Origin of the sequence: Streptosporangium sp. G11 (assembly GCF_051192615.1) — a bacterium.
GTDB lineage: Bacteria > Actinomycetota > Actinomycetes > Streptosporangiales > Streptosporangiaceae > Streptosporangium.
Window position 1 is genome coordinate 50,595 of the sequence record NZ_JBPJUQ010000004.1, and the last position, 13,348, is coordinate 63,942.

The following is a 13,348-nucleotide window of genomic DNA, read 5'->3' on the forward strand; positions in this document are numbered from 1 at the left end:
CTCACCGCCCCGGATCCCCTTCGTGCTCATTCAGCCCCTCCCCCGCGCCGCGATCCGCAGCACTCTGTGCGCCAGCGTCACGTCGGCGTCCTTCCTGCCCATCCTGGAGGCCGCCTCGGACATGGTGACCACGCGCTCGGGGTCGGACAGGATGGGCAGCACGTTCTGGATGATCCACTCCGGTGACAGCTCCGCGTCGTCGATCATCAGACCGCCGCCGCCCCGCACGATCGGGGTGGCGTTGAGCCGCTGCTCGCCGTTGCCGTGCGGCAGCGGGATGTACGCGGCCGGCAGGCCCACGGCCGTCAGCTCGGCGCAGGTCATCGCGCCGCCGCGGCACAGGGCGAAGTCGGCCGCCGCGTAGGCAAGGTCCATCCGGTCGACGTACTGCAGCACGACGTACTGGGGGTCGCCCGGCGGCGGCTCCTCCTCCAGGGTGTTCTTCGGGCCGATGACGTGCAGCACCTGCACCCCGGCCCTGCGCAGCGCGGGGGCGGCGGCCAGGGCCGCCTGGTTGAGCGAGCGGGCCCCCTGGGAGCCGCCGGTGACCAGCAGCGTGGGCAGGTCGGCCTCCAGGCCGAACCAGGACCGGGCCTTGTCGCCCATGGACAGCCGGTCCAGGTTGACGATCTCGCGGCGGAGGGGGATCCCGATGTACTCGGCGTGGTTCAGGGGGGTGTCCGGCTGACCGGTGAACACGTGCTCGGTGAGGCGCGCGCCCAGCCGGTTGGCCAGGCCGGGACGCGGGTTGGCCTCGTGGACCACGATCGGCACGCCGCGCCGCCGCGCCGCCAGGTAGGCGGGGGTCGCCACGTAGCCGCCGAAGCCGACCAGGACGTCGGCCCGGACGCGGTCCATGATGCCGGCGGCCGCGTTGATGGCGCCCGCCAGCCGGCCGGGCACGCTCAGGAGCTGGGGCGTCAGGGCCCGGGGCAGCGGCACCGCGGGCACCAGCTCCAGCTCGTATCCCCGGGCGGGCACCAGCCTGGTCTCCAGGCCGCGTTCCGTGCCGAGGCAGGTGATCCCGATGTTCGGGTCGAGTTGGCGCAACGCGTCGGCCAGAGCGAGCGCCGGTTCGATATGACCGGCCGTCCCGCCGCCGGCGAGGACCACCCTCATGTCGGTCCTTTCGCTTATCGTCTTCCGCGGCCCGGCCGTCGTTTCCTGGCCGGACCACCCAGGCCAAGCCAGCTTAGGCCCCGCGCCACCGGTCCGGGGCCATGGGCCGCGAGAGCCTCGCGGGCGCCGGGCTCGTGCTTGGCGAACGACAGGAGCATGCCGAGGGCGGCGAGGGTGGGCAACAGGGCCGAACCGCCGTAGGAGACCAGCGGCAACGGGATGCCGGTGATGGGCAGCACGCCGATGACCGCGCCGATGTTGACGATCGCCTGGCCCACGATCCAGGCGACCGCGGCGGCGGAGGCGAGCCTGACGAACGGGTCCTTGACCCGGGTGGCCACCCGCAGCCCCGCGTAGCCCAGCAGCCCGAACAGGGCCACCACGACGAGCGTGCCCATCAGGCCGAGCTCCTCGCCGAGGATGGAGAAGATGAAGTCGCTCTCGGCGTGCGGGATCCAGCTCCACTTCTGCCTGCTGGAGCCCAGGCCCAGCCCGAACCAGCCGCCGCTGCCGATGGCGATCTGCCCCTGCACGGCCTGGAAGCCCGAGCCCTGGGCGTTGCCCCACGGGTCGAGCCACCCGGCGATCCGCGCCGAGCGGTATCCCTCGGTGCTGATCATGACGACGGTCGCGAGCGCCGACACCGCGAGGATCCCGCCGAACAGTTTCAGCGGCGCCCCCACCACCCACAGCAGCGACAGGAAGATCAGCATCAGCACCAGCGTGGTGCCGAGGTCGCTGCCCAGCATGACCATGACGGCCAGGATGGCGGTGCCCGGCATCAGCGGGATGAACAGGCTGCGCCACTCGATCATGCCGTTGCGCGCCTTGCGGGCCAGCAGGTCGGCGCCCCAGAGCATCAGCCCGAGCTTGGCGGGCTCGGACGGCTGCAGGTAGATGGGGCCGAGGTCGATCCAGCGCTGGGCGCCGAGCTGTGAGGTGCCGACGAACAGCACCAGCACCAGCCCGAGGATCGACAGCGCCATCAGCGGGTATCCGGCGAGCCTGAAGAACCTCGGCGGCAGCTGCGCGCAGATCCACATCAGCGGGAGGCCGAGCGCCGCCGAGATCGACTGCTTGAAGAACCAGTAGAAGGGGTCGCCCATCTCCTGCAGCGCCTCGATGCTGGAGGCCGACAGCACCATCATCAGGCCGAGGGTGAGCAGCAGCGCGCTGCACCCCAGGATCAGGTAGTACGAGGTCAGCGGCCGGTCGAGCAGCTCGCGGAAGGCGAGCAGGTGCTCGCGGAACCCGTCGGGGCGCGCGGGAGCGCCCTCCCGGGCGGGCGCGCCCTCGTGGGTGGTCGCGCTCACGCCGCTCCCCCGTCGTGCCCCTCGGCGAGACGGTGCACGGCCCGGGCGAACGCCTCCCCTCGGGCGGGGTAACCGGCGAACATGTCCAGAGAGGCGCCGGCCGGGGCCAGCAGCACGGTGTCTCCGGGGGCGGCGAGCCTGGCGGCTTCGGTGACGACACGGTCCATGACCCCAGTGTCTTGCCCCGCCACCTCCACCACCGGAACATTCCCGGCGTGTCGCGCCAGAGCCTCGCGAATTCGCTCGCGGTCGGCTCCCAGGAGCACCGCGCCGCGAAGGCGGGGCGCGGCGCGGCGTACCAGCTCGCCGACGTCGGCGCCCTTGAGCTGTCCTCCGGCGACCCAGACGATCGACGGGTAGGCGGCCAGCGAGGCGGCGGCGGCGTGCGGGTTGGTGGCCTTGGAGTCGTCCACGTAGTCGACCTCGGCGACCCTGGCCACGTGCGCGATCCTGTGGGGGTCGGGCACGAAGTCCAGCAGCCCCGCGCGCACGGCGGCGGCGGGCACCCCGTAGGCCCTGGCCAGGGCCGCGGCGGCGAGCGCGTTGGCGACGTTGTGCGGCGCGAACGGGCGGACGTCGGCGAGCGAGGCGAGCTCCTCGGCGTTGCTCGCGGGGTCGGCCACGAACGCCCGGTCCACCAGCAGGTCCTCGACCACGCCGAGCTGGCCGGGCCGGGGCACCCCGAGGGTGAAGCCCACGCTCCGCACCGCGCCGCCGCGCCCGGCCGCGTCCTCGTACGGCGCGGCCAGGCGGACCGCCCACTCGTCGTCGGCGTTGTGCACGACCGTCCCGGCCCTGGCGAAGATCTCCCCCTTGACGCGGGCGTACTCCTCCATGGAGCCGTGCCAGTCGAGGTGGTCGGGCGCCACGTTGAGCACCGCGGCCGCGTACGGGGCGATGCCGGGCGAGCGGTGCAGCTGGAAGCTGGACAGCTCCACCGCCAGCACGTCGCCGGGCCCGGTGACGGCCTCCACCACCGGGGTGCCGACGTTGCCGACGGCGAGCGCCCGGTGGCCGGCGGCCAGGAGCATCGAGGTGAGCATGCGCACCGCGGTGGTCTTGCCGTTGGTGCCGGTCAATGCCAGCCAGGGGGCGGCGCCCTCGGGGCGGATCCGCCAGGCCAGCTCGACCTCGCCGATCACCTCGATCCCGGCCGCCGCCGCGGCGGCGAGCAGCGGGTGGTGCGGCGGCCAGCCCGTGGTGACGATCAGGGAGGTGCCCGCGGGGGGCTCGGCGGGCTCGCCGAAGCGGACCTCGACGCCGAGCGCGGCCAGCTCCCCGGCGATCGCCCTGGCCCGCTCGCCGTCCCTGCCCTCCAGGACGACCACCTTCTCGCCGCGCACGGCCATCGTGCGGGCGACGGCCGTGCCCGAGACCCCCAGCCCCGCGACGCAGATCACGCGCCCTCCCGGGCCGCGCTCGTCCGTACCGTCACAGCCTGGGCATCCATTCCACGTAGAAGATCCCCAGCCCGGCCGCGGCGCACAGGGCGGCGATCAGCCAGAAGCGGACCACGATGGTCGTCTCCGCCCAGCCCTTCAGCTCGAAGTGGTGCTGGAGCGGGGCCATCCTGAAGACCCGTTTCCCGGTCATCTTGAAGGAGCCGACCTGGACGATCACCGACATGGTGATGAGCACGCACATCCCGGCGAGGATGATCAGCAGGAGCTGGGTCCTGGTGGTGATGGCCAGCCCGGCGAGCACGCCGCCCAGGGCCAGCGAGCCGGTGTCGCCCATGAAGATCTTCGCGGGCGGGGCGTTCCACCACAGGAACCCGACCAGCGCGCCCAGCACCGCGGCGGCGACCACGGCCAGGTCCAGCGGGTCGCGGACCCAGTAGCAGTTGGGCCCGAGCTGGGTGGTGCAGCTGTTGCGCAGCTGCCAGTTGCCGATCAGCACGTACGAGGCCAGCACCACGCCGGTGGCGCCGCTGGCCAGGCCGTCGAGGCCGTCGGTGAGGTTCACCGCGTTGGAGAAGCCCACGATCATGATCAGCACCCAGATGGTGAACCCGACGATGCCGATGGAGGGGCCGAAGTCCCTCAGGAACGACAGGCGCGTCTCGGCCGGGGTGATCAGGTAGGCGTCGGGGAAACGGGTCACCAGGACCGCGAAGACCGCGCCGACGACGAGCTGGCCCAGCGCCTTGGCGCCGCTCCGCAGGCCGAGGCTGCGCTGCTTGTAGATCTTGATGAAGTCGTCGAGGAAGCCGACCGCGCCCAGTCCCGTCATCAGGAACAGCACGAGGACGGCGGAGACCGTGGGAGGCGTGAAGCTGTACAGGTGGGCGCAGGCGAAGCCGACCAGCGCGGCGATCACGATCACGGTGCCGCCCATGGTGGGGGTGCCGCGCTTGTCGTGGTGGCCGGAGGGGCCCTCCTCCCGGATGCTCTGCCCGTAGCCACGCCGGGAGAACAGGCGGATCGCCAGCGGTGTGCCCAGCATGGACAGCAGCAGGCTGACCACCGCCGCGACGAGGATCTCCCTCATCGGCGGTCACCCCCCAGCAGCGCCGCGGCCACGCGTTCGAGGCCCGCGGCGCGCGGTCCCTTGATCAGCACGACGTCGCCGGGTGCCAGCAGCGCCGACAGCTCCGCGCCCGCCTGGGCCGCGTCGGCGGCGTGCGAGACCCGGGTGACGGCCGGGACGCCGCCCGCCCCGGGGACGTCACCGAAGCCGGTGATGGGCGAGAGGCCGCCGGCCGGGCCGGTGCCGTACGGCCCGCCCGGCGGTCCCCCCGCTCCGTACGGTGCCGCTCCGTGCGGCGAGGGCGCCTCGGCGTGCGCGACGGGCGCGGCGAGGGCGCCGACCGGTACGCGGTCCGCGGCCTCCCTCGCGGCCTCTACGGCGGCCCTGGCCCCCGCCAGGACCGGTTCGGCGTCGGGGCCGACGACGAACAGGGCCGTGAGGCCCGCGGACCCGGCCAGGTGTCCCACTCCCTCGTTGAGGGCGGCGCTCTCGTCGCCCAGCTCGCGCAGGGCGGCGACGACCGCGAAGCGGCGGCGGTCGCCCGCGAGCGTGTCCAGGGTGCCGAAGGCGGCCCGCATGGAGTCGGGGTTGGCGTTGTAGGCGTCGTTGATCACGGTGACGCCGTCCGCGCGGTCGGTGACCTCCATCCGCCAGCGGCTGCGGGGCTCGGCCTCCGACAGCTCCTCGGCGATGGTGGCGACCGGCAGGCCGAGCTCGTAGGCGGCCGCGGCGGCGGCCAGCGCGTTCTCCACCGCGTGCTCGCCGTACAGGCGCAGGCCGACCGGGGCGGCGCCCGAGGGGGTGCGCAGCGTGAAGGAGGCGCGTCCCCGCTCGTCGACGGTCACGTTCTCCGCCCGCACGGTCGCGCCCTCGCTCCGGCCGTACCAGGTGACGCGGGCATCGGTGCGCCCGGCCATGGCGGCCACCAGCGGGTCGTCGGCGTTGAGCACGGCCACGCCCTCGGCGGGCAGCGCCTCGACCAGCTCTCCCTTGGCCCTGGCGATCTCCTCCTTGCCGCCGAAGACGCCCAGGTGGGCGGTGCCGACGTTGAGGACCACGCCGATCCTGGGCGGGGCGACGCGGGTCAGGTGGGTGATGTGCCCCGCGTGCCTCGCGCCGAGCTCCAGCACCAGGTAGCGGGTGTCCTCGCCGGACTTCAGCACGGTCATCGGGTGGCCGATCTCGTTGTTGAACGAGCCGGCCGTGGCGACCGTCGGGCCGATCCTGGCGGTCAGCCTGGCCAGCAGGTCCTTGGTCGTGGTCTTGCCCGCGGAGCCGGTGATGCCGATGACCGTGGTCGCCGGCAGGGCCGCGCAGACGGCGGCGGCCAGGCCCGTCATGGCGGCCACGGTGTCACCGACGATCACGGCGGGGGCGTCGACGGGCCGGGAGGCCAGCACGGCGACCGCCCCGGCCGCGACGGCCTGGGCGGCGAAGTCGTGCCCGTCGACCCGCTCACCGTTGATCGCGACGAACAGCGACCCCGGTTCGACGGCGCGGGAGTCGGTGACGACCGGGCCGCGCACCACCGCGCGTGGGTCGGCCATGCCCGCGAGGGCCCCCGAGGTGATCTCGGCGATCCTGGCCAGCGGCAACGGGATCATGATGCGTCTTCCCTACTCTCCATACGTGCCTCGGCGTCCGGTGCGGTTCCTGCGCCTGGCGATCGCGTCGGCCACGACCTGCCTGTCGTCGAAAGGAAGCACCTGGTCGCCGATGTACTGACCCTGCTCGTGGCCCTTGCCGGCCACGACGACGACGTCACCGAAACCCGCCCGGCCGATGGCCAGGTCGATGGCCGCGGCGCGGTCCGGCTCAATGATCACATGTGCGCGCCCGTCCTGGGACACGCGGAGAACTCCGTCCATCATCTCCGCGAGGATCCGCAAGGGGTCCTCAGAGCGGGGGTTGTCGCTGGTGAGAATAGCCACATCTGCCAGCCTTGCGGCGGCTTCTCCCATCATTGGGCGTTTACCACGGTCACGGTCCCCTCCGCAGCCGAGCACGACGATGAGCCCGCCCTCGGTGACCTCGCGCAGCGAGCGCAGGACCGACTCGACCGCGCCGGGCTTGTGCGAGTAGTCGACGATGGCCTGGAAGCCCTCGCCGCCGGGAACCCGCTCCATCCGGCCGGGAACTCCAGCCAGCGTACCGACGCCCGCCACGGCGGCCCGCAGCGGCACACCCGCCTCCACCAGCGCGACGATCGCGCCCAGGGCGTTGGCCACGTTGAAGGGCCCCGGCAGGGCGACCGACGCGGCCTCCTCGACGCCTCCGGGCCCCACGACCTTGAAGGTGCTGCCCTCGGGGCCCAGCCGCACGTCCACAGCCCGCCAGTCGGCCTCGGGGGCACCCTCGGCGGAGAAGGTGGTCATCGGGATCTTCGCGATGCCGAGAAGCTCCCGCCCGTGGGCGTCGTCCATGTTGACGACCCCCACGCGGCTCATCTCGGGGGTGAACAGCCGGGCCTTCGTCGCGAAGTAGTCGTCGAGGTCACGGTGGAAGTCGAGGTGGTCCTGGGACAGGTTGGTGAACAGCGCCACGTCGTAGAACACGCTGTCGACCCGGCCGAGCGCCAGCGCGTGGCTGGAGACCTCCATGGCCGCGGCGGTGACGCCCCGCTCGCGCATCAGGGCGAACAGGCCCTGCAGGTCGCTGGCCTCGGGCGTGGTGAGCTTCGGCGCGAAGCGCAGCTCACCGGCGTGGATCTCCACGCCCCCGATGAGCCCGGGGTTGTGTCCCGCGGCCCGCAGCCCGGCCTCCAGCAGGAAGGTGGTGGTGGACTTGCCGCTGGTGCCGGTGACCCCGACGACCATCACGTCCGCCACGGGATTGCCGTACACCCAGGCGGAGACCTGCCCGAGCAGGGCGCGCGGATCGGGCACGACGAGGACCGGCAGACCGGTCGCGACCGCGGCCCGCCTGCCCGCCTCGTCGGTCAGGATCGCGCTGGCACCCGCGGCGAGGGCCTGGGCGCAGAAGTCGGCCCCGTGGGCCGTGGCCCCGGGCAGCGCGACGTAGAGATCTCCCCGGCACACCTGGCGCGAGTCGATGGTTATCCCGGAGACCGCGGCCAGCGGGGCTCGCGACGTGCCCGAGGGCGCGCCGATGAGGCTCGCCAGCCCCGAGAGCGGACGGGGTGAACTGGTTGAGGGTCGCATTGACGACGGGGGACGCACGGCGAGAGCGTACCTTCACTCGTCACTCTCCGGCGCGTATCCGCACCGGGGACGGCCTGGTTCCGGTCGGCGGGATCTTCCCGCTCTTCAATGCGAACGTCATCACCTTCTTGAAGACCGGGGCGGCGATCTCCCCACCGTAATGGCCCTCCTGGGGGTCCTGGAGGACCGCCAGGACGACCAGGCGGGGCTTGTCCGCCGGGGCGAAACCAACAAATGTCGCGGTATATCCGCAGTAGCCCTGACATCTGGTGTCGTAGCGCATCGCGGTACCCGTCTTGCCCGCCACCCGGTAGCCGTCGATCGCCGCGAGGTTACCGGTGCCCTCCTCGCTCACGGCGGCCTCCAGCATGGCGGCGACCTCCCGCGCCGTGCGCTCGCCGACCACCCGGGTCTGCCGGCCCGGCGGGGACGGCGTGAACGCGCCGTTCTCACCGGTGGTGCCGGCCACGATCTGCGGGGTGACGCGCACCCCGCCGTTGGCGATGGTCTGGTACACGCTGGCCGTCTGGAGCGCCGTCACCGAGACCCCCTGGCCGTACGCGATCGTGCAGCGCTGGCTGCCCGACCAGTCCTTCCAGCCGGGCAGGAGCCCGGCCTCCTCCCCCGGCAGCTCGCTGCCGGGCCTCGCGCCGAACCCGAAGCGCTGGAGCATCGAGTGGAGCTTCTCGTCGCCGATCTTCTGGGCGGCGAGGATCGTGCCCACGTTGCTGGAGGTCGCCACGACGCCCGAGAAGGTCAGGCGCTCGGTGGGGTGCGGGTGGGAGTCCTTCAGCACCCGGTCGGCGCACCTGATCTGGTCGGGGACCGTGAACAGGCTATCCGGCCGCACGGCTCCCGACTCCAGGGCCGCCGCGGCGGTGATGACCTTGCTGGTGCTGCCCGGCTCGAACACGTCGGTGACCGAGCGGTTGACCCGGTCGTCGACGGGAGAGTTCATCCAGTTCTTCAGGTCGAGTTCGGGCGCGTTGGCCATGGCGACCACCCGGCCGGTCCGCGTGTCCATCACGATGACGCTGCCGGTGCGCGCCCCGGTCGCCCGGACCTGCTCGCCGATCGCCTTCTGCGCGGCCCACTGGACGTCGCGGTCGATGGTCAGCCGCACGTCCCTGCCCTCGACGGGCGCCCGGACGGTGCTGCGGGTCATCGGGATGCGCTGCCCCCTGGCACCCGTCTCGATGACCTGCTCGCCGTCGCGGCCCGCGAGCAGCTTGTCGTAGGTGCTCTCCAGCCCGGCCAGCCCGGTGCCGTCGGTGCCGACGAAACCCAGCAGGGTGCCCGCCAGGTCGCCGCCCGGATAGTCGCGCCGGTAGCGGTGCTTGCTGCCGACGCCCTTGAGGTCGTACGTCATGATCCGCTGGGCGAGCGCCGGGTCGACGGCCGCGGCGAGCTGCTGGTAGTGGCTGGTGCTCTGGGCCAGCTTCGCGGCGATCGGCTCCTTGGGCGTGCCCAGCTCCTTGGCCAGGATCGTGGCCACCCGGTCGCGCTGCTCGGCGGAGACCTCGGACGGGTCCACGAAGATCTCGCGGGCCTCCAGGGTCAGCGCGAGCTCGTGGCCGTTGACGTCGGTGATCGACCCCCGCCTGGCGGGCAGCTTCTCGCCCTGTACGCGCTGCTTGGCCGCCTCCGCCGTGTAGACCTTCGAGTCGAGGCCCTGGAGCTGGATGAGCCGCCCCGCGAAGATGGACAGCACGAAGGTCATCGCCATCAGGCCGACGCCGATGCGCCTGCGGGGGTTGCCCAGGCGCAGCACCGCGGACGGGCGCGCCGGAGGCCGCGGCGGCCTGCCACCGCCGCCGCCGCGCGCCGTCGTGCGAGTGTGCTCGTGATCTCCGGGCCGCTCGCCTCCGCGCCTCTGCACGGACCGCACCCAGCCCAGCGGGTCCGGCGGGCCCTCCGCCCGCGAGGACCGCACCGGCCCGCGCGGGGTCTCGGGGCCCGGGGACCTGCGCGGCGCCTCGGGGCCCGGCGGCCTGCCCGGCCTGCCCGCGTGAGGGGGTGAGGTCCTGCCCTGCGCATCGGGGCGGGCGGGCCTGCCGGGGGCGCCAGGGGCCCCGGAGGCGCCGGGAACGCCGCCCCTGCCGTCCGGCCGCCCCGCCCTGCCGGGCCCGTCGGGGGCGGGCGGTCGCGCGCCGGAACCGGGCCTGCCGGTGGGCCCCGGCCTGCCCGGGGAACCGGACCTGCCGGACGGGCCTGCGGCCGACGGCCTCACCGGCCTGCCAGGCCTAGCCGATTTATCGTATTTGTCAGATTTGCTGGAGCCTTCCGAGGCCGGCGGCCTGCCGGACGAGCCCGTCCTGCCGGAACCGGCCGACGGCCTGCCCGGGGCGGGTGGTCTCGCGGCCGAACCGGGCCGCCCGGTCCCCTGCCCCTTGCCGGGACCGTCGGCGGGGGACGGCCGTCCCTTGGCGGAACCGGGCCTGCCCGGCCCGTCCGCGCCCTGCCCCCTGACGGGGGAACCTCCCCTGCCGGAACCGGCCGGCGGCCTGCCCGGGGAGCCCTGCCCGTCCGGGGAACCCGCGCGGCCGGAACCGGACGACCTGCCCGGCGAACCGGACCTGGCCGGCCCGTCGGCGTCCCGCGCCCCGCCGGAGGAACCCGCGCGGCCGGAACCGGGTTTGCCCGAGGCCGGCGGCCTGCGCGGGGAGGCCGGCCCCTGGGTGCCGTCGGAGGCGCCGGCGGGAGCTCCGGAGGGCCCGGCGTCGCCGGACCCCGGCCTGCGCGGCCTGCCGGGAACGTCCGGGGAACCGCCCGGCCTGGCCGTCCGGCCGGGGCCGCCGGGAGCGCGGCGGCCCGAGCCTCCGGCAGATCCTCCCGCGGGACCGCCGCGACCCTGTCCCGGACCGCCGGTCTCCCTCACCGGCCCGTGCCCGGCACTCGCTCCTGCCCCGCGGGCGTCCGGACGTCACCGACGACGGCCCTGCCTGCGGGCGTGTCGGGGGTGATGACGCGCGCGGTGTCCCAGTCGGGCCCCAGTCCCTGGAGCTCGTTGTTCTTCGCGACCGCGTTGGGCATCTCCTGCCGCATGATGGCGCTCTTCTTGCCCTCCTTCTCGATGCGCAGGCCGCTGATCTCGTTGCGCAGCCCGTTGGCCTTGAAGGAGTCCTTGGCGAGCACGGCGTTCAGCAGCAGCAGGCTGACCAGGCCGCCGCAGAGCAGGCCGACCACGAGCAGCAGGAAGGGAGCCCTCGGCGGCCGGGAGCGGCGGGCCGCGGGAGGCGCCTTGACCTGCGCGGCCGGAGCGGCGGCGGACGCCGGCCTGGCCGGCCTGGTCCCGTATCCCTGCGGCACCGCGCGGGGGACGCGCACAGGTCGCGCGCCGCGGCTGGGCGCGGCGCGTCGGACGTCTGTCTCACTCCTCGTCAACTGCCTCACGGATCCTCTCTGCCGCCCGACACCGGGCGGAGGCCGCCCGCGGGTTGCGGGCCACCTCCTCTTCGCTCGGAAGCTCGGCTCCCCTTGTCAGGAGCGCGAACCGCGGCTGGTGAGCCGGCAGCGGGACGGGGAGGCCGGGAGGGCCGGTGTCCCTGGTCCGCGCGGTGATGACCTGCTTCGTCAGCCGGTCCTCAAGGGAGTGGTACGCGAGCACGACGACGCGCCCGCCCAGCGTCAATGCGTCGAGCGCGGCTGGGAGCGCGCGTTCCAGCGCCGTCAACTCCGCGTTCACCTCGATCCGCAACGCCTGGAAAGTCCTTTTGGCGGGGTTGCCCCCGGTCCTGCGAGTAGCGGCCGGGATCGCCGTCCTGACGATCTCCGCAAGCCGCTTGGTAGACGTTATGGCCTCTCTGGCCCTTTCCTTGATGATTAAGTGCGCGACACGCGGGGCGAATCGTTCTTCTCCGTAATCCCGCAGGATCCGGATCAGGTCGGCGGCCGGGTAGGTGTTGACCACGACCTCGGCCGTCAGCTCCTCGTCGCGGTCCATCCGCATGTCCAGCGGCGCGTCGTAGGAGTAGGCGAAACCGCGCTCCGCCTCGTCCAGCTGCGGGGAGGAGACGCCCAGGTCGAACAGCGCGGCGTCGACGCGGGGACGGCCCACCTCGGCCAGCACCTCGGGAAGCTCGTCGGAGACCGCGCGGACCAGCGTGATCCGGTCGGCGTACGGGGCGAGCCTGGCGGTGGAGCGCTCGATGGCGGTGGGATCGCGGTCGATCCCGATCAGGTGGAGCGAGGGATGCGCGGCCAGCAGCGCCTCGGCGTGACCACCGAGTCCGAGGTTGGCGTCGACGAGCACGGGGGCGGGGCGGGCCAGCGCCGGAGCGAGCAACTCCAGCACCCGGTCGAGCATGACGGGGACGTGACCCCCGGGTGCCTGGAGATCATGGTTGTGGTTCTCGGCGCGCATGAAGCGCAACCCCCCTCTTTCCCGCCTCGTCCCGTGGACGCGCGGCGGACGCTCACCGGTATGTCGAAAACTGGCCCCCACCCCCGGGGCCGTCCGGCCAGGTCCCCATCCGCACCCGCGTGTCCACCCGTCACCTGACACCGGGGAAGGTGCATCAGCTGACGGGCAGGTGGTTGCGGGTGGAGACCTCGCCGAACGACGTTTTACCGATGAGTCGACCGTGGAGTCACAGAATCCCTGGCAGCACCTCCTCCGACAGATCGGCAAAAGCCTGCTCTTGGTCGGCCAGATAGGCGCTCCAGGCGTCAGCGGCCCAGATCTCCAGCCGGGTGTTGGCCCCGATGACCACGCAGTCACGGCGCAGGCTGGCGTATTCGCGCAGAGCCTGCGGCACGGTGATCCGGCCCTGCTTGTCGGCGACCTCGTCGGATGCGCTGGCGAAGAGGACACGGCTGTAGTCACGGACCGCCTTGGCGGTCACCGGCGCGGTGCGCAGAGCCTCGGTTATGCGCTGGAACTCCTCTACGGGAAAGACGTAGAGGCAGCGCTCCTGGCCTTTGGTGATCACCAGACCCTCCGCCAGCTCCTCGCGGTACTTCGCCGGCAGGAACAGCCGTCCCTTGTCATCGAGACGCGGGTGGTGGGTGCCGAGGAACATCGGCGTCACCTCCCGTGCCCAGCGGAGCGCCAGGCGTCGCAGCCCTGCCCTCCACTGCGCACCACCATACTCCACTTCTCTCCACCGTCAACTGATTCCGCGCCTCTTCACGACGGGTTTCGCCGACATTTCCCCAGTTCAATTGGGGTGGTGCGGAGTGGAGGGGGTAAGCGGCCCGTCATACGTCATGGGCGTGTCGAGTAAGGCCGCCGAATAACCCAAAGATCATGAAATAAACCGCAGAGCAGTGAAGAATGCTGTAAGG

10 protein-coding genes are annotated in these 13,348 nt (G+C 73.0%); all 10 read right to left on the reverse strand.

Annotated features, from left to right (window positions below; all coding sequences use genetic code 11):
* Nucleotides 1-30: 30 nt before the first annotated feature.
* The gene (gene murG / locus ACSDR0_RS05550; RefSeq protein WP_435287643.1) at nt 31-1,119 is read right to left on the reverse strand and encodes an undecaprenyldiphospho-muramoylpentapeptide beta-N-acetylglucosaminyltransferase; all 1,089 of its coding nucleotides are present in this window, start codon (nt 1,117-1,119) and stop codon (nt 31-33) included.
* Between the two features lie 14 nt (nt 1,120-1,133).
* Nucleotides 1,134-2,432, reverse strand: coding sequence for a putative lipid II flippase FtsW (ftsW, locus tag ACSDR0_RS05555; protein WP_435287644.1), 1,299 nt, complete (start codon nt 2,430-2,432; stop codon nt 1,134-1,136).
* Nucleotides 2,429-3,781 carry a UDP-N-acetylmuramoyl-L-alanine--D-glutamate ligase gene (murD, locus tag ACSDR0_RS05560; protein WP_435287869.1) on the reverse strand — a complete coding sequence of 451 codons (1,353 nt, stop codon included), beginning with the start codon at nt 3,779-3,781 and terminating at the stop codon, nt 2,429-2,431. Before murD ends, ftsW begins: the two co-directional genes overlap by 4 nt.
* An 82-nt stretch (nt 3,782-3,863) precedes the next feature.
* The gene (gene mraY / locus ACSDR0_RS05565; protein WP_435287645.1) at nt 3,864-4,922 is read right to left on the reverse strand and encodes a phospho-N-acetylmuramoyl-pentapeptide-transferase; all 1,059 of its coding nucleotides are present in this window, start codon (nt 4,920-4,922) and stop codon (nt 3,864-3,866) included.
* Nucleotides 4,919-6,505 carry a UDP-N-acetylmuramoyl-tripeptide--D-alanyl-D-alanine ligase gene (locus ACSDR0_RS05570; RefSeq protein WP_435287646.1) on the reverse strand — a complete coding sequence of 529 codons (1,587 nt, stop codon included), beginning with the start codon at nt 6,503-6,505 and terminating at the stop codon, nt 4,919-4,921. Before ACSDR0_RS05570 ends, mraY begins: the two co-directional genes overlap by 4 nt.
* A 12-nt stretch (nt 6,506-6,517) precedes the next feature.
* Nucleotides 6,518-8,062, reverse strand: a complete 1,545-nt coding sequence (locus ACSDR0_RS05575; RefSeq protein WP_435287647.1) for a UDP-N-acetylmuramoyl-L-alanyl-D-glutamate--2,6-diaminopimelate ligase — start codon at nt 8,060-8,062, stop codon at nt 6,518-6,520.
* 40 nt (nt 8,063-8,102) lie between these two features.
* Complete coding sequence (locus ACSDR0_RS05580) at nt 8,103-9,941, reverse strand: peptidoglycan D,D-transpeptidase FtsI family protein (RefSeq protein WP_435287648.1); 1,839 nt, start codon at nt 9,939-9,941, stop codon at nt 8,103-8,105.
* Between the two features lie 995 nt (nt 9,942-10,936).
* Entirely contained in the window at nt 10,937-11,389 is a 453-nt protein-coding gene (locus ACSDR0_RS05585) for a hypothetical protein (RefSeq protein ID WP_435287649.1), read from the reverse strand.
* 43 nt (nt 11,390-11,432) lie between these two features.
* Entirely contained in the window at nt 11,433-12,425 is a 993-nt protein-coding gene (gene rsmH, locus ACSDR0_RS05590) for a 16S rRNA (cytosine(1402)-N(4))-methyltransferase RsmH (RefSeq protein WP_435287650.1), read from the reverse strand.
* A gap of 226 nt (nt 12,426-12,651) precedes the next feature.
* Nucleotides 12,652-13,083, reverse strand: coding sequence for a division/cell wall cluster transcriptional repressor MraZ (gene mraZ, locus ACSDR0_RS05595; RefSeq protein WP_344747384.1), 432 nt, complete (start codon nt 13,081-13,083; stop codon nt 12,652-12,654).
* Nucleotides 13,084-13,348: the final 265 nt, after the last annotated feature.